Origin of the sequence: Rossellomorea sp. NRS-1567, assembly GCF_050467885.1 — a bacterium.
GTDB classification, from domain to species: domain Bacteria; phylum Bacillota; class Bacilli; order Bacillales; family Bacillaceae_B; genus Rossellomorea; species Rossellomorea aquimaris_C.
On the sequence record NZ_JBITPL010000010.1, the window covers coordinates 151,124 to 170,280 of the forward strand.

Sequence of the window (19,157 nt, forward strand, 5' to 3'; positions counted from 1 at the left end):
TAAATGATACAGGTTAAATTTGTCAATATTTTTATTTTATTATAGACGGTGCTTCATCCACTTATTCACTATTCTTTACTAACGTAATAACTTATGTATATAATAAAAGTAGTTAAGTACACTAAAAAAGGAGCCTGACGGCAATCAGGACTCCTCCACAACATAAACTGCATCGAAAGTGCAGCGGCTCACTTTAGAGTCAATCGAAACGAAGTAATCATCAATGATCCTCATGAGCGGTGGGGACGATGGTTACTTCTTTTTTTGTGTAACCGCGACAATTGCTACAATCAATGTTCCAAAGGCAATCATGATTTGTAATACATCTCCTACAGCAATCATTAGCGTATCACCTCCCTTCACTCGGGAGTGTAAGCCGCTACCCCATCTTCCGTATTATGTTGTGTACTTCCATTATATCACAGGCATTCGATTGATTACGCCCTTCCGAATGGACCAGTCCGGAAATTTGGAAGGGGGGGCTACACTACATACATTCTTAGAAGAATAATTTTAGATGAATTTCTGCATACACCCGATATTTCATTATGAAATTCAACCTGAACAGTCTCTCATTCATCATAATGAAACATTTTTAGTTCTAAAGCAATGGTACAATATACACTGTTCACTGAGAATGGATCGTTCTCCTGCAAGGAGAGAAAATGAAATATAATCTCGGCGATATTGTAGAATTTGAAGATGAGTTGTTCACCATATTCTGGATTTACGATTCTGAATATGTGGAATTGAGTTCGAAAGACAAGAAATGTGTGTTAGCGAAAGCGGAAGATATCAGGTTGGTTAAAGCGAAGTGAACATGAAGCTATTTGGATTTAAATAGCACTATTTACGGAGTTCATCCATCTCAGTGCAACATTTTTTTCGCAACTTCGACCCTTTTTCTCATCATGATCATCTTATTCTTTGGGAAAGGCGATGTCCTTGCTTTGCTTTATGCGCCGAAATGGCAGCTGAGTGGATTTGGCTACCTGTTTCTCACGGTTCTTGCAGTACCGATCATCGGTGGGAATACAGCCAACATTTCAACCGTAATCGGACAGCTCATTGCCGGTGTGGTCATTAATCACTTTGGCTGGTTCGGCCGTGTGGAAATCTCCTTGGACTGGAAGCGATGGTTGGCATTGGGGAGCATGATGCTCGCCCTCTATTTTGTTTAGAAAGGAAATAGGACAGAAAGACAAAGAAATCGGTAGAGCCGAATGAGTGGAGATGCTGCAACAAGATATATGTTAATCCAACCTCATCATAAACAGCCGGGTCTGCCCCACAGTATTCCGCCGATGGGCTGTAGTGCAGACTCGTAACCATTTCCCCACTGGATTTTAACTTTACCCCTGTATCGGTAACACCGTAGAATCCTTGATCTCCCTCAACGCCAAGCTCGTTTGAATCTTCGTGATCCCCATTTCATTCAGCCTTCTGATAAAGAGCTCCAGTCCCTTGCGATCCTTACAGGCCACCTTTAAGAGATAATCATATTCCCCGGTCAAACAATGACATTCCAGGACTTCTTCCATGGATTCCAATGTCTCTTCCACTGCTTCCAACTTTTCTGTCCGGTGTTCATTAGTGCTCATAAATACAAAGCATAATAAGTCAAAGCCGAGTTTTTCATGGTTGAGAATGGCTACCTGCTTCTTGATATAGCCTTCCATTTCCAACCGTTTGATTCTTGCGTGTACGGCTGGTGCTGATAAATTGACCCGCTTTGACAGTTCCAGATTACTGAGTTGCCCGTCCTTTTGAAGCAAATCCAATAGCTTGAGATCCATCTGGTCCAGAACCCTGCTTACAATCGTCTCCATGCTCCATCCACCCTTTTCAATTGTTCCAAAAACCACTAGCAAAACAATGTAAATATGAATTTTTATATTCTTATATTCTATTACACTTTCAATTATTTTGAATAATTCTTATTATACAAGATGTTCTTTTGTATTTTCAGTAAAATGTTAAAATTATTCTTATAGACAATGTCATTGTGCACAATGGCTCTTTGAAAAGGGGCTAAATGACGTGAAATATTATTATCTGTTGTTACTGACCAGTCTTCTCTGGGGAGGGAATTTCATTGTGGGGAAAAACCTTGTGGAACATGCATCCCCGGGAACGTTGACCATATTAAGATGGGCGATCGCCGTCGTCTGCCTGTTCCCGATTGTTTGGTGGAAAGAAAAAAAGCTGGTTCCACCCATTCAATCGATCCTGCCGTTATTTTTCATGGGCCTGACAGGGGCAGCCCTTTTTCAGGCACTTCAATTCATGGCTTTGGAAAAGACATCTGCCACCAATGTGGGCCTGATCTCCACGTTAAATATGTTCTCCATCGCCGGAATCTCTTTTATTTTTCTGAAGGAAAAGATGAACGCATTTCAACTGTCATCCATGTTCATCTCGCTCTTTGGCGTGTTGCTCGTCCTGTCTAAAGGGAATGTGGAGATGGTCTATTCCTTGCAATTTAATGAAGGGGATCTCTATATGCTGGCTGCTGTTGTGATGTGGGGGATCTATTCCGTTTGCAGTAAGTGGGCAATGAAGACCGTCACTCCCATGATGTCCATTTTATACTCCGGTATATTTGGCCTTCTCATCCTTCTTCCTTTTAATCTTTCTACATTCCGGGTGACCAATATTGACGCTTCTTTCGTGCAATCAATCTTATATACCGGCATTATTTCCACCGTTGTCTGCATGGTCTTATGGAATATCGGTGTGAATAACCTGGGGCCGAGTACTTCAGGATTGTTCTTGAACTTCAACCCTGTATTCACAGCCTTATTGGCCTTCGCTTTTCTCGGGGAAAAGATGAATGGGCTACAAGCTGTCGGCAGCATCATTGTCATAGCAGGGTGTGTCATGTTCTCTCTTTTCAAGTCCAAGCCTCGTCTCATCAAAGAAAAGGGGATCGAAGTTCCTTCAAAGTTGTTAGCAAGTCAACCTGTCAAGACTTCATAAAAAAATCAGTGCCGATTAATGGCACTGATTTTTTTCATACCAAGTATTTAGACAACGATTTTTCACTTTATGACCCGAAATATTTTTTAATCTGCCCAGCAAAAATCAGATTGACTGTTAAGACACAACAATAGAAAACATAAGAATAGGATGTCTTCCACGTTTTAAATTGAAAAACGTCAAAGTATTCTGCTGAAATCCATTCAAGCCCAACAAGAAAGAAGCCATACAATAATATATAAACAATCTTGTTTGGCTTCCATTTTCGATAGAAGTGAATGAAAAGGATGATCGGGATGGGGTATACGACTATTTGCAGAATGGAGTCAAAAAATTCCCCATGCCCATAATCGAGTGTGTCATAAAAATCCAGTGGTGGTTCTGCCAGCATTCGATCTCCTATTGTGCCAAGTAAAATGTTAAAAACAAACAAAGCTATGATTTCTGTTTGAAGTAGGTGTGGCTCCAGATGATGGACCAATGCCAAAATACACACGCATAGGACAACAATAGAAAGGACAAAAATCTCATTTTCATCGAATGTTTTAGGTGTCAGAGGCTCTAGGATCTTTGATATGTTAGTCAACAAAAACGATCTCCTTTTTTAAAATAAAGGCAAAACGAACCATGAAAATATACGAAAATAGAAGAATTCCAGCCGTGATACACACATCTACTATTGGAGACCATCCAGCAGTCTCAGATTTCAACATCCCTATTTGTAATAAAAAATATTTTGATCCAACATCAATCCCCATCCAGACCATGGCAATCATAAGTTTAAAAACCGTTGGTATCTTTGAACGAAAGAAATACAATACCCACATTAATAAGAGCGGCAGTAATAATCCATAATGAAGATAACTTACTACTCTGGGAATGATCTCTTCCTTAACGGAAAGTCGATCATATGCAGAAAAGATTTTGAAATTGATGTGTTGGCATAAAAAGGAATTAAATAAACTGAGGATTAATACCTCGATCGCCCTGAATCTTTTGAATAATCCCTTTAGAGAGTACAACAATACGAGTGAAAATAATGACGTGAATAAGATCAGTATCATTTTCCTGATCACCCCTTCTCGTATTAGACTTCCCGCTTTTTGGCTTTTTATTGTTGTGAATGTGATTAAAAAAAGAGGGAGAATAACGGAAGAGATCACCTCTGATCTTTTCCGTTATTTCCCCTCCTGCATACGTATTCTTCATGATGAACCAACTACATTGGCTATCAATTCACTGTTCGTTTTCAACAAACTCTCCGGAAGATCGTTTCGAATGCTCTTCAATCCAAAATAATATGTATCCGGTGTATCTTGAAGCAAACGATAATGAAATTTTATTTCTTTGTCCGTAAGGCTGCTGACTAATTTTTCAATAAAAGTATCTTGTGTCATCATATCAACTGCACCCAGGTGAAAAACTCCTTTAAGTTTATGAAGGATGATGTATTTCAGCTGTTTTGCAAGTAATTCATCCGTTAGATGATTACACTCCAGATTGCTGTATACATCGATCGAGTTATTCTCAATTCCACTTCTGATTTGATCCAATCTCGGAGACTTCTTCCCCAAAATTTGCGGTATTCGTATCATAACCGCACGTTCCTTTAATACTTCCTGCAGCATATTTTCACACTCAATTTTGAACTGTCCATAAGGTGATGCAGCGTTAGGAATGTCTTCTTCTGAATGATGCTTCGTGAAATCCCCATCAAACACATTTGCCGTGGAGAAATAATAGAGTACGCTTTCTGTGTTTTCGATTTCCAATGCCAGCTTCCTATGAAATTCAAGCTGTTGATCGAAATCACCTCTTAAACATGAAATGATGCCATCGGGTTTGATGGACTGAACGATTTCTTTCATCTTATCCATATCGCTGATTTCTAATTGAAATTGTTTTTCTTCAGGGAGAGCTCCTGGTCTGGTTGCATATGTCCCATATACGTCAAAGGAATCCTTGCACTCTTCCACCAACGCTTTCCCCAATAATCCACTTGCGCCGAACACGAGCAGTTTTCTCATGTGACATCCCTCCATTCTCAGAAATTGTTATCTCACTTTTCATATTCTACTAAACTCAAGTGAAAACCCTTTAATTGCCCAATAAAAAAAACGCAATCTCCTTAATTGCGTTTTCCTTGAGGACCGTCACCTTTTAAAATATAGGAACATAATCAGGAAGATGATTAGTCCAATAAATAAAAGATATCCCATCCCCATGCTATACACGAAGTAAACTTTAACGTGAAGGATGATCCGGATGATATGAAAGATTAGGATGCAAAAGAGCAATACAATGACGATATTCACAATACTATCTCTATTTCGATACATAGAATCAGCCCCAATCCAGAGCTCAGTACAAAATGGAACTTGTACAACAGTCTTTCTATATACCTATTTTGCCTTCGTCCTCATTATTCATGGGATCTTCTATTTCACTTGGTTTGTTCGTTAGCCTTCTCATTATTTCCTACAATCCAAGCCAATGCGAGAACGGCGCCTGTTATGATTATACTCAAGGAACATTTGCAAAAAAAAGAAACTCATCCAGTTCTGGATAAATCCCATCCGTTTTCCCTGATTTTATACTATTGGTACATCAAATTTATTGTTAATATTAAAGAGAAATCGTTTTATTCAGGGGAGAGCTTTATGTGGAATAAAAAAAGGATACTCACTCTATCCGTTATGTTGATAATCGTCGTCTTATTTATCTTAGCTAAGGTGGTTGCTACAAGTTCAACAACCGCTATCGTTACAGTATTGGAAAAGAATTATGTAGAAGAGCAAGAAGAAGCTTTTATGATAGTAATTCCTCCTGGTGGGGATCAGTCCAGCGAGTATTGGAAGGACGCAAAAACTAAAATACATATTAAAGATCCTATGGTATGGAATTTAATTGAAGAAGATCAAACTTACCTGGTGCACTATGATAACAAACAGAGTGGGGGGAGTATCTTAACACACATTGAAAATATTGATGATAAACATGCGATACAACTGCAATAACCTCGTAATTTCTTATACTGAAGGATTCGTAGTTTGTTAATGGCAGGTGCACGAATGCTAAACAAGGTAATAGCCATAGAACCGCCTGGCTACTGCCTTGTTCGTTCAATAACATAATATTTCATTTTCCACCTGATTTTAGCTTTGCTATATCTTCAACCCATAAAAATATAAGGAAAATTGCAAACAAAACAATTAAAGAGATATTATTTAAATCATAAAAATAATTAATAGTAAAAACAATCAACAAATAAATCGTTGCAATTAATTTCCTTATCATTGAGACACCTCAGAAAATAAACAGTTTCTTATACCAAAAGTAGTAAGATGCAGCTATATTAGACTTCAACCATCAAATTCTAATCATTCAATCCCTTACCCTCAAGAATATGCTCCATATATTTTTCAATCCTGGATTCGCGGGTTTTGGATTGTTTGGCTTTAGAGAAATAAAGAATGTAGGCTCGTTGCCTTCCTGGCGTCAATTCTTCAAAAGCCGTCTTCAAGGCAGGGACTTCGTCGAATTTAGCTTGAAGTTCTTCAGGGATGGTGTATTCTTCCGTCTTTTTTAATTCCACTTGCAAACCGGCTTTTTCCACTTCAATGGCTTCCTGAATATACGCTTTCAAGATTGGCTTCATTTCTATGATTTCTTGAACGTTCGTGAACCGGATCTGACGTGCTGCCTGCACATTCTCCGTTTGTTGGATGAGAATACCGTCGGGGTCCTTTAATAAGGCACCTTTGTGAAACAGAAGCGCACAATAGTCTTTAAATCCATGCATTAATACTATGTTTTTACCCTCTAGCGTGTAACAAGGATGCATCCACTTGATTTCTTCGTCCAACTCCTCAAAGCCAAGAAGGATGCTTCTCAACCTCTCAAATTCTTCCTTCCACGTCTTGGTTTTTTTTATAAATCCATCAACCTTACGATTCGGCTTTATCATCATGGAACACTCCTTCTTATATGAACTCTAAGTGTTATCTACTTCCGCCAAAATCCCGTGTATTCTGCTTTATCCTGAATATTATATGTAATCATATCCTCAAGCAATTTATAATCCACCGGGTCTTTCCACTTAATTCGAAACAAGCCCTTAGTGGCACTGTAGCCGGCTTGTTCAATCCTTTCGGCAAACTCCGTCATGGTTACCGCCTCAGGTGCTACGCTTACATGATGCTTCGCTGCGTCAATACCGAGGATAAATGTCTCGTGATCGGTAAACATAGGGGTATTCCATTTCATCACTGGTTCCATTTGCGGGAATTTCTCCGCAACCCACGTCAGAATTTCCTCCATTCGATTGCGATGGTCGGGATTATCGATACCTGCTAAATATGGTTCAAAAACATCCATCTTGTTCCCTCCTATTTTAAAATGATGCCGTTCAAGATAAACCTTATCTGATTTTTACTATATATTTTACAACCCGGATAGTCAAAAACGCCCCTACCCTCAGCGTTGACTTCGTAAAACCGTGATAAATCCGTCCAGGATGTCATGAGAAATCGAGAACCCTTTCCGCTGATAGAATTCCAACGCTTCTTGATTCCCATTCGATGTAAACACAAAATAATCCTCCACATCCTCGTAGGTTTTCATCCAATCCATAGACATGTTAAAAAGCCTGGATCCCACACCGAATTGTCGATATCCTTCTTTAATATAAAACTGGGAAAGACAGCCTACGTTTTCTTTCTTAATCGATGAAAGATCGAAAAACGTGGCAAAATCATTTGAATACGATTCTTTAGGTGAAATGTTGGTATAGACATAGGCTACAATTTCATCATTCTTATCATGATCTTTCACTACCACAATGTAATTATGTAAGGCACTTTGGATCGTTGGCAGCATCCTGCTATCAAAATTCATGCTGTCAAACCGTTCAGGTGTAATGGTAGCCTTTGATTGTTGAAAGTCCATCAGTTCATTGCACAGGTCACGGCAGTATTCTGCCTTTTCTTCTGGAATCACTTCATATTTAAGATTCATCATTACGTCCCCCATTTAATCAATGAATATACCGCTGAATCTGGTCCAGAAACAATTCATAGTCTCCATTACATTTTAGCTTGAACTGCGCTTGTAAGGAAAGTGGCATTACAAGATACGTGTAGCCTCTCCATCTATTAATTTTATATTAATATTCATTGATCCCCCACCAAAACTATGATTGGGAACATCTGATAAGTCGAGTAATTCATTGAGCTGAATGGACTTTTCACTGTTTGCTTCTATTGTAATGATATAGGGGCCATTCACATTCATGAGTGAAGTCAATCTTGTATCATTTTCAGTGAAAATTCTATCCAGGAATTCAATTTGAAATGACACTGTTTCACTACTGCGGTTATGGAGGAGGAGATTACATTCACCATTTAATACGTTTTCGTCTTCACCCACATTCTCAAAATCGCATGTACCCTTTCCATCGTAAGAAATGGCTGCAATACCACCGGCTAACGTTTCCTGATACACCGGAATGAGTAACAAAGGGGGGAATAACGCGTAAACGAATACAGTGATTACCACCGTTCGAAAATGGTATTTATTTAGCCCCCTGACAAGTAAAATCATGGCGATGATGAATAAAAAGGATCCAATGATACCAAGCAGATTATATCCGTTTTGATCGCTGATTGGAAATGACATGAAAGTAGTGCGCGCATGTATCATTTCATTATCAGGAAACGGGAAAAATAAAGACATACATACACATAGAATTACAGCTGAGCCAATAAGTGCTCCTTTGTTCTTTACCATACTTTCACCTCCATCCAATTGAATTCCTTCGAAAATCTATTCTTTTCCATACCAATTATTTCAAAATATTCAAATTTACACAATCTTTTATTCCACTAAAAAATGACACAAAGGTGGCTACTCTAACCAACCACCTTTGTGTCATTCATCAAATACTATCCGGTTACTTAAACAAATCCATCAGTAACTCCCAAAATCCTTTTTCTTTCTTCGGTTCTGCTTTCTTCGTTTCCTGTTCCTCTTTTTCGATGCTTTCTGTCTTGATCACAAATTGCACGGAAGATACTTTTTCGTTTTTGGGGGAAACGAAGGATACCGGCTTGAAATCCGATTTGTCATATTCAGCCATCATCTTATTGATTTCCTCTTGCATTTTGTCAGGAAGATTTTTCGTTTCCTGATGCAGTTCACTTGTTCCACTGTGAAGGTCTGCGACTCCACCTTCTAATTCGTTTGTTCCTCCAGCCAGTTCAGCAATGCCGGAATGAAGCTTCCCGTAAGAAGTGGATAACTGACCTACGCCTTCTGTGTAGCGGACCAATCCGGAGTGGAAGTCGCCGTAGTTGGCGGACAGTTCACCCAGTCCTCTTTGCAGCTGGGCAAACCCGCTCATATCCGTTTCTTTCAATGATGCAGACAAATTATTCGAGATGGAAGTCAGCTGTCCGCTCATCTCGTTGACGGAACCACTCACCTGATTCAAGGTCGGTTCCACGGCCGCGAAGGCTTCCTTGACGCTTGCATAGGTCCCCTTCACTTTTTGCGCAGCTTTATGGGACTGCACCAGTTTATCCACTACCTGGGGATCCGCTCCGCTTTCATATAATGCGGCAATTTCTTCTTCCGAAAGCTCGGAAGCAGGGATTCCCGATATCGCAGCATCCAATGCTGCGTAGGCTGAAGAATAGTTCTTCTGCAGGGTCGATAATCCATTCGCGGCTTGTGTAAGGCCATCTGCCAATTGCGTCAAACCAGCTGGCAGCTCATTCAAAGCTGATAAATCCATTTCAGCAGGATTTGCAGCCAGTGACTGATTGATGGTTCGCAGTGCATCGCCGATAGAATTCGAGGCTCCGACAATTTGAGACGAAGAACCGTTCAATTCACTGATGCCATTTTTATATTGAGCCGAACCGTCGCGCAGGCTCGATGCCCCATCGTTCAATTGGGACACACCATTTTTCAGGTCGGCCACCCCGGTATTTAATTTCCCGATGGCATCTGATAGTTCCGATATGTCATCCGTCATACCTTCTGTTCCCGTGGTATCGATCGGGAGTGTGGAAGGGACCGCCGCGATTTGAACACCCTCGAACTCAAAGTCCGCTACATCCGCTTCCACGCTTAGCTTTTTCTCTTTTCCAGGCATGACGGTAAAGGTGATTTGCTTATTCTTCCCGGCATTCGCCACCATTCCGTCTGCCGCTTCGATGTTCTCATACGTATTCGGCAGGTTCAGGGAAACCTGCAATAAATAATTCTCATAGAAGACAGTACCTGCATTCTTATTTTCAGCAGTATCGATGTTGATTTCGAGGTGTCCGCTTTTACCTGCAAGTTGTGATGGATCGATTTTCTTCCCATCCAAGCTATACGATACCGTCACATCCCATGGTAACTTTGTATCTTCTTTCATGTTTCCTTGATACGTGAACTTTCCTTCCGGGGCATCCATTTCAATCTTCTGCCCCTCCAGCTCAAGCTTCTTCAGATCCGTCAGATTCTTGACGCTGCTGAATTCCCCGTAATCGAGGATCTTTCCGGCCCTCTCAACCTCGAAGGTATTCACGACATAGATAGAATCCAGGTCCCCAGCTGCGTCCAATGTCGCGTACACGACTTCATCCTTCGAAGTGACCTTTCCTTCCGTTGCCGCTTGGGCTGGTACACTAAGAAATGAAGGCAAGAATAGCATCAACGCGAGTGCAGAATAACGTAATTGTTTTTTTCTCATCATCATTTCTCCTCATAATAATTTGCTTTATACGTTGTTTTCTTAATGACTTTATCGAATACCAGGAGCATAGCCGGCAGGACCAAGAGGACCATGATAAAGGCTAGCAGCGCCCCCCTGCCCATCAATAGACCGATGGATCCAACAATCGGATTGGAGGAGGTGATCCACAGAATAAAGCCGACACTCGAAAGGATCGCTGCCGAAATCGAAATCGAGAATGTCTTCTCATCCAGGGTTCTCACCATTGCTTCTTTAGCAGGCATTTCCTTGCGATAATGGGTATAAGCCTCTGTGAATAAAATCCCATAATCCACCGTCGCTGCAAGCTGTACCGTACTGATGATCAAGTAGCCTACAAATACGAGTGGTGTATTCGTGAAATATGGAATCGATAAATTGATCCATACGGCCGCTTCAATCGTGATGAGCAGCACCACCGGAATCGTAATCGATTTAAAGCTGAACAGCAGCACAAGGGCAATCGTCACGACCGTCAGCACATTCACGACCACATTATCTTTGTTGACGGTATTCTTGATATCATAAAGCGTCACGCTTTCCCCAAGCGCCAATGCTTCATCTCCGTAATAATCCGCCGCCGCTTTTTCCACCTTCTCTACAATGGAAAAAGGAACCTCCCCTTCCGTACCCTGACTTGTGTTAATGACGATTCGGCTGTAGTTTTCAGAGTAGAATTCATCCGTGATCGATTTATCCAGATATTCAGGGGGGATCTCAGAACCAACCTGATTCACATACGCCATGACTCCTGTCACATAATCAAGGGATTCGATGTCCTCCACGAGCTCCTTTTCTTTGGCCGTATCTCCTTTAGGAACTAAAAGAACGATGGGTGTCGTTTCACCAAATGCCTCCTCCACCTTCTTGAAGTCACTCCCGACACGGGTGTTTTCCGGCTGCTCACCTGACCCGTAAATGAATGACGTATTCGTTTGCCCGAGGAAGGCAGGGACCAGAATCGCAAATACAAAGATCAGGCTCGGAACCTTCCATTTCAATACCTTGTTCCCGATACCTGTGAAGCTCGGTACAAAGCTCTTATGTTTCGTCTTATCCATCCATTTATAGAAAACTAATGTCAGTGCAGGCAGGAACACCATCACACTGATAAAGCTCAGGACGATCCCCTTCACCAGGTTCACCCCGAGATCCGACCCGATCTGAAACTCCATGAACGTAAGGGCGATAAAGCCGAAGAACGTCGTTGCCGCACTTGCCGTGATCGCAGGAAAACTCTTCTTCATCGCCAGCTTCATCGCTTCTTCAGGATCATCCGTCACTTTCCGGTAATCGGAAAAGCTATGAAGCAGGAACACCGCGTAATCCAGCGACACCGCCAGTTGCAGGATCGGCGCAACGGATTGGGTGACGAAGGAAACCTCCCCAAGGAAGATATTCGTTCCCAGGTTGATGAGAACCGACACCCCGATCGCCGTCAGGAAGAACAGCGGTTCGATCCACGAAGTCGTTGAGACCACCAGAATCAAAATAATGAGGGGTACCAGTAACATCCCTGCATACATCGATTCACTTCCGGCCATTTTCTGAGAACTTGCCGTATTGGCCGCTTCACCGGCAATCGCACCATCACTACCGATCAGCTCATAGATTTCATCGGTGATCCGGACTTCATCGCCGGTACGGACACTGATTGAAAACAGCGCATTCTGATCACTGTAGTAATTCTCGACCGTCTCCTTGTCCGCCACTTCCAAAGGCGTTTTCAGGTCGACCATATCATCCAGCCACATCACATCCGATACTCCGTCTATGGCTTCCAGCTTTTCTTTAAATTCGAGTGCCTCCTGTATCGTCACACCCGTAACCATGACCCGCGTATCAGGAACGTCACCCGTGAACTCCTTTTCCATGATGTCCATAGCCTGTGTCGACTGGGCATCATCAGGCAAATAATCGACCATATTATAATTGACCTTCACAAAAAACTGCGCCGCCGTAGACAGCACCGTCACCAGTATAAACGCAATCAGAACAGCTTTCTTATGCTTTATGATCCAAGATGCAATATTTATCATCTTTCATCCTCTCTTGTCTCTTTCACATTTTCACATTATCATTATAATAAACACCGTGTTGGATATTCAACGGACAGTTGCATAAGGAATGTTCAATACTCAACACATCTTTCGCGTATGTTGGATAACTCAGAAAAAGCAGGAAAGGAACGCTGATCTTTGAACTCAAAAATGGACCGACGAAAAAAATATACACGCATGGTTTTAAAAGAAAGCCTCTTGAAACTACTGCAGACTCAATCAATCTCAAGCATCACCATCAAAGAAATCTGTGAAACAGCAGACATCAACCGATCCACCTATTATGCCCACTACTCAAACCAATACGAACTGCTCGAAGCAATCGAAGAAGAATTCATCGAGGACCTTACCGTCACACTGGGTAAGTATAACTTCTCAAAAGAAGAAGAAGCCTTGCAAATGACCGAAAAACTATTCGAATACATCGCCGACAAAAGCGATATCTGCGAGGCCCTTCTAAGCGAGAACACCGATATGTACTTTCTAAAAAAAGGCATGATCATCACCCACGAATTCATCTTCAAAAACTGGATCACCGAAAGCCGGATCGATCAAGAAACCTATGAATACATCAATATGTTCATGGTGAGCGGAAGTATTCATGTTATCAAAAATTGGGTCGAGAATGGAATGGATAAGACGCCTGAAGAGATGGCGGCGATATTGCACCGGTTTATTAATCGGGGGTTGTCGGGAGTGAGGTAGGGATATTGCCACAAAAAAGGAGCCTACCTGAAAACGTTTTTAGTTAACGTCTTCGGGTAGGCTCTTTAATTATTCATTTTCTTTGGTACCAAGCCTGCTGTTCATGCATGATCTTAAAATAGAGTTAGTGAGTTTATCAGCACCCACTACAGACCACCGTTATTGCTTGGAAGAACTCGCCACGCTTCTTCAAGCACAAGTTCTTCTCCCTTAATTTCCTGCACATCGGTTTGCATCTTTGTTGCAGCAACCAAAACTGGAAAATGCTTTTCCACATACTCTTGATGGAATCTCTCATTTTCCCAGCAAGAAAACACAAGAAAATCTCTCATTCTCTGTTTAGAACTAGCAAATAATCCCCCAAGCAACCCTTCAGCTACGCTCATTCCCGGATTCCAAATCGTCTCTTGCATTTCAATAAAATGATCACTATGATCAGGTTTCACTTGTACCCTGGCCATTCGAACATATTTCCCCTTCTCAAATGCATGAATGATTCTCTTTTCCGAGCCAGGGATCGTAATCGTTTCCTCATATAAAGATACATCGATAAACTTATAGGTACTTGATTGATTGGAACGAAAAAAGATTTCGTCATGTGAGTTATCCATAAAATATTGATAGGCCACTTGATTTTCCCAAAAAGCAAAAATACAGGCTGTTAATGGTTCCTTATTACTCCACCCACCAACCTGGCCCAAAAATCCGTTCAGCGGACTCAGCGCTTTCCAAATTTTCTGTTCTTCGAAAAAGTCTTCCTTACATTCCTCGCTCACTTTACACGTAATGACTTTAATAATCATCATTCTAACTCCCTACTAAGAAATTTCAAGGGTAACGGAGCTTTTAACCTGAGACATCTTTCTCAGCAAGGATTTATACCTTAATCAACACCTTCCCCTCATAATCACGACTCTCTATCAATTCATGCGCTTTTGCTGCATCTCTCAAATCAAAGATCTGTGCAACAGGCAGGATGACTTTCTTGGAGGCAAATAACTTTATGACCGTATCAGCAACAGGAGCTAAAAGTTCCGGTCGCTGTTTCCTGGTCGTCCCTAAGCTGAAGCCTTTTACATTTCTGCAGGAACTATGAACATCGCTTGTTCTAAAGGTACCGGCTTTTCCACTGCTGTTGCCGAATTGAACAAGGGTTCCATATAGACCCAAACACTCCAGACTCTTGGAAGTGACTTCACCTGCTACTGAGTCGAAAATGACATTTGCTCCTTGATCACATGTGCTCGTAAGGACTTCCTCTTTAAACGAGTCGTATGTACAAACGAGATCTGCACCTAAGTTCTTCACATAGTTTTCTTTCCGAATGTTCCCCACTGTTGCAATGATCGTTTCTACCCCTGCAAGTTTTGCTAGTTGTACAAGCATTGAACCAACACCACCGGCAGCACTATGGATGACGATCGTATCGCCCTTTTTCACTTGACCGACATTATGTAAGAGAAGGTAAGACAAGATTGATACGGTCGGCATGGCAGCCGCCTGTTCAAGAGGAAGACTGTCTGGGATCTTGAATACCAATTGTTTATTTGCCTTCACATATTCTGCGTATGATCCACCTACGGGAAAGGCGATGACACGGTCTCCGACGGAAAAAGGAGACGATTTCCCCGCCTTCACAATGGTTCCCGAAACATCCAATCCAAGACTGAAGGGGAAGTTACCCTTCACTTTAGTGCCTTTCCGTGACTTGATATCTGCATAATTCACACTAGTAAATGCGGTTTTTATCAACACTTCATCTTCAGTAATTTCCGGGCATTTCACATCCGTGAATACAAGTACATCTGAATTTCCGAACTCATTTTGAATAACTGCTTTCATTATTGTAGCTCCCTTATACAACAAAGTAGAATCTCCTGTATAACATATTTTCCCATCACTTACTTTTCATTCTACTGTAAAAAGAGGCATTCGAATAATATTAAAACTGAAAGGACAATCATTACCTTCTCTTATTGATATAAGAAAAATCAGTCCATGACAACCAATAAAAAGCAAGCAGGAAAATATCCTGCTTGCTCTTGACTGCCTTTATTCAGCTTCAAATATTTTACCCTAAGCATGGAAGCTTGTAGAAAATAGGTATCTTTACTACCTATTTCTCATTCTCTTCATTCTCATACGTGCCATATTGACCATTCTCTGTATCAATGACTCCGCTCGTATACGAATCCATGATCTGCTGGCTCACCTGTTCATTTGCCCGCTCGTCATATGTTAACTGTTTTTTCGGATCCCTCTTCTTCATGTCGATTCCCCCTTATAAAATAAGTAATCTATTCCCTTATATTGTTCGAAAATTGGATACAGATATGAGTGGAAAAATATAGTATGATAAAGGTAAGGAGGGGATAACAATGAGTTTAAAATATCAGAACATATTAGTAGCTGTAGATGGATCCAAAGAAGCGGAATGGGCATTCAAAAAAGGGATCGCCATCGCTAAACGGAATGATGCTATTCTTTCATTGATACACGTGATCGATACCCGTTCCTTCGCGGCAATCGAATCCTATGATCGTACAGTAGGAGAAAGAGCTATCAAGTATGCTGAAGAATTGTTAGAAGAGTACAAAGCAGAAGCTGCAGAAGCAGGGTTAACAAAAGTCAAAACCTATGTCGAGTACGGCTCCCCGAAAGTGATCATCCCAAGAGAAGCAACAAAGAACGTAGGAGCAGACCTTGTCATATGCGGCGCAACCGGACTCAACGCCGTCGAACGATTCCTCATCGGAAGTGTGTCAGAGCATATCACCCGTGCTGCCCATTGTGATGTTCTTGTTGTAAGAACAGAAGAAGTGGAAGAGTAATTTCATAAAAATAAGAGAGCCGTTGAATGTAGATTGTCACTACGTTCAACGGCTCTCTTTTTCTACACTGATTGAGCAGTATGGTATTTCAAATGAGCTTTCCCCTTCTCAATCTGAACCTTCACTTGTTCAAACCCGGTACCACCATACGATTTTCTTCTTTCAACCGCCGAATACGGAGTCAAAATTGAATAAATATCTTCTTCAATCAAGGAAGAAAATTCACCGTACTCCTTCAAAGAAACATCCTTCAGGTAGCAGCCTTTTTCAATACAATAGAGAACCAGCTTCCCGACAATTTCATGGGCTTGCCTGAACGGAATTCCTTTCATCGCCAAATAATCGGCAAGTTCCGTCGCATTGGAAAAGTCATTCCCAACTGCTTCCTCCATTTGTTTCGTGTTCACTTTCATCGTAGAGATCATTCCAGTGAAAATCTTCAGGGATCCCACCACCGTTTTAACGGTATCAAACATACCTTCCTTGTCTTCCTGCATATCCTTGTTGTACGCAAGAGGCAAGCCCTTTAAAACGGTAAGTAGAGAAATGAGATTCCCATTCACTCTTCCGGTCTTCCCTCTGACAAGCTCCGCCATATCCGGGTTTTTCTTTTGCGGCATGATGCTGCTGCCTGTCGTGAAGCTGTCATCAAGCTCGATGAATCGAAACTCTTCCGTCGACCACAGAATCATTTCTTCCGCTAAACGGGAAAGATGCGTCATCATAATCGAACTGTTGCTCAGGAATTCCAGGATGAAATCACGATCACTTACGGCATCGAGACTGTTTTCATAGCATGAACCGAAGCCGAGCAGATCAGCTGAATATTCCCGGTCGATCGGGAATGTCGTCCCAGCCAGTGCCCCTGCGCCTAATGGAGATATGTCGATTCGCTTTAGAGAGTCAACGAGACGCTCCTTATCCCGATTGATCATCCAGAAATAACACATCAGATGATGAGCGAAAGAGATCGGCTGGGCACGTTGAAGATGAGTATATCCAGGAATGATCGTTTCTACATTTTTTTCCGACTGAAGGATGATCGCCTCCTGAAGATCCTCAACGAGTTTCACGATTTCTTCCACTCGTCTCTTTAGAAACAGATGCATGTCAGTCGCAATCTGGTCATTTCGACTTCTGCCTGTATGAAGTTTACCGCCGACCTCACCGATTAAATCAATCAGCTGCTTCTCCAAGTTCAGGTGGATATCTTCATACTCTACAGAAAACTGAAGTTCATTCTTTTCGGCTTTTCCGTACAGCACTTGAAGTCCGTCAAGGATTTGATCCGCTTCATTGACAGTCAAGATCCCGCATTTTTTTAACATTTTCACATGGGCGATGCTGCCTTCAATATCTTCTAGAACGAGCTCCTGATCGAAAGAGATGGATGCGTTGAATTCATCCACCCATTCTTCAGGCTTCTTTGTGAAACGTCCTCCCCAGAGCTTGCTCATAGAGTCACTTTCTCCTTCTTCTCAGCGTTGACCATTGCTGAAACCTTTGTCGGCAGACCCCATAATTGAATGAATCCAACGGCTGCATCATGATCGAATTCATCTGCTTTAGTATACGTCGCAAGTTTTTCATCATATAAGGAATTCGGTGATTTTCTTCCTTCCACGATTGCATGACCCTTGAATAACTTCACGCGTACGACACCATTCACATACACCTGAGTTTGATCAAGGAATGCTTTCAATGCTTTATTAAGTGGCGAAAACCATAATCCTTCATAAATCAATTCCGTCATTTTCTTCTCGATCACAGGTTTGTAATGAGCAAGTTCTTTCACAAGCGTGAGGTCTTCAAGCTCCTTATGTGCCTTTAACAGCGTGACGGCAGCCGGGCACTCATACACTTCACGTGACTTGATCCCCACCAGGCGGTTCTCCACATGATCGATACGTCCGACCCCATGCTTACCAGCGATGACATTCAGTTTGGAAATGATCTCATGCAGCGGATATGCGACATGATTCAATTCAACAGGAACACCATTAGAGAATGTAATCTCTACCACATCAGCTTCGTTTGGTGACTCTTCAATACTGGACGTTAAATCATATGCATCCTCAGGTGGAGCAGCCCATGGATCTTCAAGAACACCACATTCATTGCTTCTTCCCCATAAGTTCTGATCGATGCTATAAGGAGAATCAAGATTGATCGGAATAGGAATACCCTTGTCCTTTGCATATTCAATCTCTTCTTCACGTGACCATTTCCATTCGCGAACCGGTGCAATCACTTCTAGGGAAGGATTGAGAGCCGCGATGGATACTTCAAATCTCACCTGGTCATTCCCTTTTCCCGTACATCCATGTGCCACCGCCGTAGCATTTTCCTGCTCAGCGATTTCCACAAGTTTTTGGGCAATCAAAGGTCTTGATAGAGCGGATACCAGTGGATACTTTCCTTCGTACATGGCATGACTTTGTAGGGCAAGAAGGGCATATTCATTCGCAAATTCTTCCTTAGCATCAATCACAAAGCTTTTTGAAGCTCCTACTTTCAGCGCCTTCGCTTGAACAAAATCTAAATCTTTTCCTTCCCCGACATCCAGGCAACATGCAATCACTTCATATCCTTTTTCCTTTAACCATTGAACCGCGACTGACGTATCTAAACCACCTGAATAGGCTAATACCACTTTTTTATTCATCCGTATCTCCTCCTGTTGATTTTATATAAAATGAATATTTATTCTTTATGATGAATTTATATTAGCAGTTAATGAGAGATACATCAATACTTATTCATAAATTTGTATAAATATTTTATCGATGGAATGTGAGATTCCCTTTGTACTGGGCTTGT

At 41.6% G+C, this 19,157-nt stretch carries 22 protein-coding genes; 6 read left to right on the plus strand and 16 right to left on the minus strand.

Features of this window, described 5'->3' with window-relative positions; genetic code table 11:
- Positions 1-252: 252 nt before the first annotated feature.
- The gene (locus ACIFOD_RS06390; RefSeq protein ID WP_219927342.1) at positions 253-342 is read right to left on the minus strand and encodes a putative holin-like toxin; all 90 of its coding nucleotides are present in this window, start codon (positions 340-342) and stop codon (positions 253-255) included.
- Between the two features lie 323 nt (positions 343-665).
- Between ACIFOD_RS06390 and ACIFOD_RS06395 the strand changes: the two genes are divergently transcribed.
- Together ACIFOD_RS06395 and ACIFOD_RS06400 are read left to right on the plus strand one after the other, a co-directional pair.
- A complete protein-coding gene (locus ACIFOD_RS06395) occupies positions 666-818 on the plus strand; it encodes a hypothetical protein (protein ID WP_397551872.1) in 153 nt (50 codons plus the stop codon).
- Positions 819-830: 12 nt separating this feature from the next.
- Positions 831-1,181 (plus strand): DMT family transporter, encoded by a 351-nt coding sequence (locus ACIFOD_RS06400; RefSeq protein ID WP_430313964.1) that lies wholly within the window; start codon positions 831-833, stop codon positions 1,179-1,181.
- 171 nt (positions 1,182-1,352) lie between these two features.
- Here ACIFOD_RS06400 and ACIFOD_RS06405 read toward each other — a convergent pair whose 3' ends face one another.
- Positions 1,353-1,829, minus strand: coding sequence for an Lrp/AsnC family transcriptional regulator (locus tag ACIFOD_RS06405; protein WP_148970901.1), 477 nt, complete (start codon positions 1,827-1,829; stop codon positions 1,353-1,355).
- Positions 1,830-2,040: 211 nt separating this feature from the next.
- On the opposite strand from ACIFOD_RS06405, the gene ACIFOD_RS06410 reads away from it, so the two are divergent.
- Entirely contained in the window at positions 2,041-2,979 is a 939-nt protein-coding gene (locus ACIFOD_RS06410; RefSeq protein ID WP_430313965.1) for a DMT family transporter, read from the plus strand.
- Between the two features lie 67 nt (positions 2,980-3,046).
- Here ACIFOD_RS06410 and ACIFOD_RS06415 read toward each other — a convergent pair whose 3' ends face one another.
- The 3 genes from ACIFOD_RS06415 to ACIFOD_RS06425 form a co-directional block, all read right to left on the minus strand.
- Positions 3,047-3,565 carry a hypothetical protein gene (locus tag ACIFOD_RS06415; RefSeq protein WP_430313966.1) on the minus strand — a complete coding sequence of 173 codons (519 nt, stop codon included), beginning with the start codon at positions 3,563-3,565 and terminating at the stop codon, positions 3,047-3,049.
- Positions 3,558-4,043 (minus strand): hypothetical protein, encoded by a 486-nt coding sequence (locus ACIFOD_RS06420; protein ID WP_430313967.1) that lies wholly within the window; start codon positions 4,041-4,043, stop codon positions 3,558-3,560. The genes ACIFOD_RS06415 and ACIFOD_RS06420 overlap by 8 nt, the downstream gene beginning before the upstream one ends.
- Positions 4,044-4,184: 141 nt before the next feature.
- Positions 4,185-5,006 (minus strand): sugar nucleotide-binding protein, encoded by an 822-nt coding sequence (locus tag ACIFOD_RS06425; protein WP_430313968.1) that lies wholly within the window; start codon positions 5,004-5,006, stop codon positions 4,185-4,187.
- A gap of 507 nt (positions 5,007-5,513) precedes the next feature.
- On the opposite strand from ACIFOD_RS06425, the gene ACIFOD_RS06430 reads away from it, so the two are divergent.
- Complete coding sequence (locus ACIFOD_RS06430; protein WP_430313969.1) at positions 5,514-5,996, plus strand: hypothetical protein; 483 nt, start codon at positions 5,514-5,516, stop codon at positions 5,994-5,996.
- Between the two features lie 359 nt (positions 5,997-6,355).
- Here the strand turns inward: ACIFOD_RS06430 and ACIFOD_RS06435 are convergent, their stop codons facing one another.
- From ACIFOD_RS06435 to ACIFOD_RS06460, 6 genes are all read right to left on the minus strand, one after another.
- Entirely contained in the window at positions 6,356-6,946 is a 591-nt protein-coding gene (locus ACIFOD_RS06435; protein ID WP_397551865.1) for a YdeI family protein, read from the minus strand.
- Positions 6,947-6,984: 38 nt separating this feature from the next.
- On the minus strand, positions 6,985-7,356 hold the full coding sequence (locus ACIFOD_RS06440) for an iron chaperone (protein WP_430313970.1): 372 nt from the start codon (positions 7,354-7,356) through the stop codon (positions 6,985-6,987).
- A gap of 99 nt (positions 7,357-7,455) precedes the next feature.
- Positions 7,456-7,995, minus strand: a complete 540-nt coding sequence (locus tag ACIFOD_RS06445) for a GNAT family N-acetyltransferase (protein ID WP_430313971.1) — start codon at positions 7,993-7,995, stop codon at positions 7,456-7,458.
- 108 nt (positions 7,996-8,103) lie between these two features.
- Entirely contained in the window at positions 8,104-8,766 is a 663-nt protein-coding gene (locus ACIFOD_RS06450) for a hypothetical protein (RefSeq protein ID WP_430313972.1), read from the minus strand.
- Between the two features lie 163 nt (positions 8,767-8,929).
- Positions 8,930-10,720: a YhgE/Pip domain-containing protein gene (locus ACIFOD_RS06455; protein WP_430313973.1), complete on the minus strand. Its 1,791-nt coding sequence runs from the start codon at positions 10,718-10,720 to the stop codon at positions 8,930-8,932.
- Positions 10,721-10,722: 2 nt separating this feature from the next.
- Positions 10,723-12,780 (minus strand): efflux RND transporter permease subunit, encoded by a 2,058-nt coding sequence (locus ACIFOD_RS06460; RefSeq protein ID WP_430313974.1) that lies wholly within the window; start codon positions 12,778-12,780, stop codon positions 10,723-10,725.
- A 171-nt stretch (positions 12,781-12,951) separates the two neighbouring features.
- Between ACIFOD_RS06460 and ACIFOD_RS06465 the strand changes: the two genes are divergently transcribed.
- On the plus strand, positions 12,952-13,506 hold the full coding sequence (locus tag ACIFOD_RS06465) for a TetR/AcrR family transcriptional regulator (RefSeq protein ID WP_430313975.1): 555 nt from the start codon (positions 12,952-12,954) through the stop codon (positions 13,504-13,506).
- A gap of 146 nt (positions 13,507-13,652) precedes the next feature.
- On the opposite strand, the gene ACIFOD_RS06470 is transcribed toward ACIFOD_RS06465, so the two are convergent.
- The 3 genes from ACIFOD_RS06470 to ACIFOD_RS06480 all read right to left on the minus strand — a co-directional run bounded on the left by ACIFOD_RS06470 (position 13,653) and on the right by ACIFOD_RS06480 (position 15,775).
- A complete protein-coding gene (locus tag ACIFOD_RS06470; protein ID WP_430313976.1) occupies positions 13,653-14,309 on the minus strand; it encodes a YdbC family protein in 657 nt (218 codons plus the stop codon).
- Between the two features lie 73 nt (positions 14,310-14,382).
- The gene (locus tag ACIFOD_RS06475; RefSeq protein ID WP_430313977.1) at positions 14,383-15,348 is read right to left on the minus strand and encodes a quinone oxidoreductase family protein; all 966 of its coding nucleotides are present in this window, start codon (positions 15,346-15,348) and stop codon (positions 14,383-14,385) included.
- 274 nt (positions 15,349-15,622) lie between these two features.
- Complete coding sequence (locus ACIFOD_RS06480) at positions 15,623-15,775, minus strand: hypothetical protein (RefSeq protein ID WP_430313978.1); 153 nt, start codon at positions 15,773-15,775, stop codon at positions 15,623-15,625.
- A 109-nt stretch (positions 15,776-15,884) separates the two neighbouring features.
- Between ACIFOD_RS06480 and ACIFOD_RS06485 the strand changes: the two genes are divergently transcribed.
- The gene (locus ACIFOD_RS06485; RefSeq protein ID WP_113969746.1) at positions 15,885-16,337 is read left to right on the plus strand and encodes a universal stress protein; all 453 of its coding nucleotides are present in this window, start codon (positions 15,885-15,887) and stop codon (positions 16,335-16,337) included.
- Positions 16,338-16,399: 62 nt separating this feature from the next.
- On the opposite strand, the gene argH is transcribed toward ACIFOD_RS06485, so the two are convergent.
- A complete protein-coding gene (gene argH / locus ACIFOD_RS06490) occupies positions 16,400-17,794 on the minus strand; it encodes an argininosuccinate lyase (RefSeq protein WP_430313979.1) in 1,395 nt (464 codons plus the stop codon).
- On the minus strand, positions 17,791-19,002 hold the full coding sequence (locus ACIFOD_RS06495) for an argininosuccinate synthase (protein ID WP_430313980.1): 1,212 nt from the start codon (positions 19,000-19,002) through the stop codon (positions 17,791-17,793). Before ACIFOD_RS06495 ends, argH begins: the two co-directional genes overlap by 4 nt.
- Between the last annotated feature and the right edge of the window lie 155 nt (positions 19,003-19,157).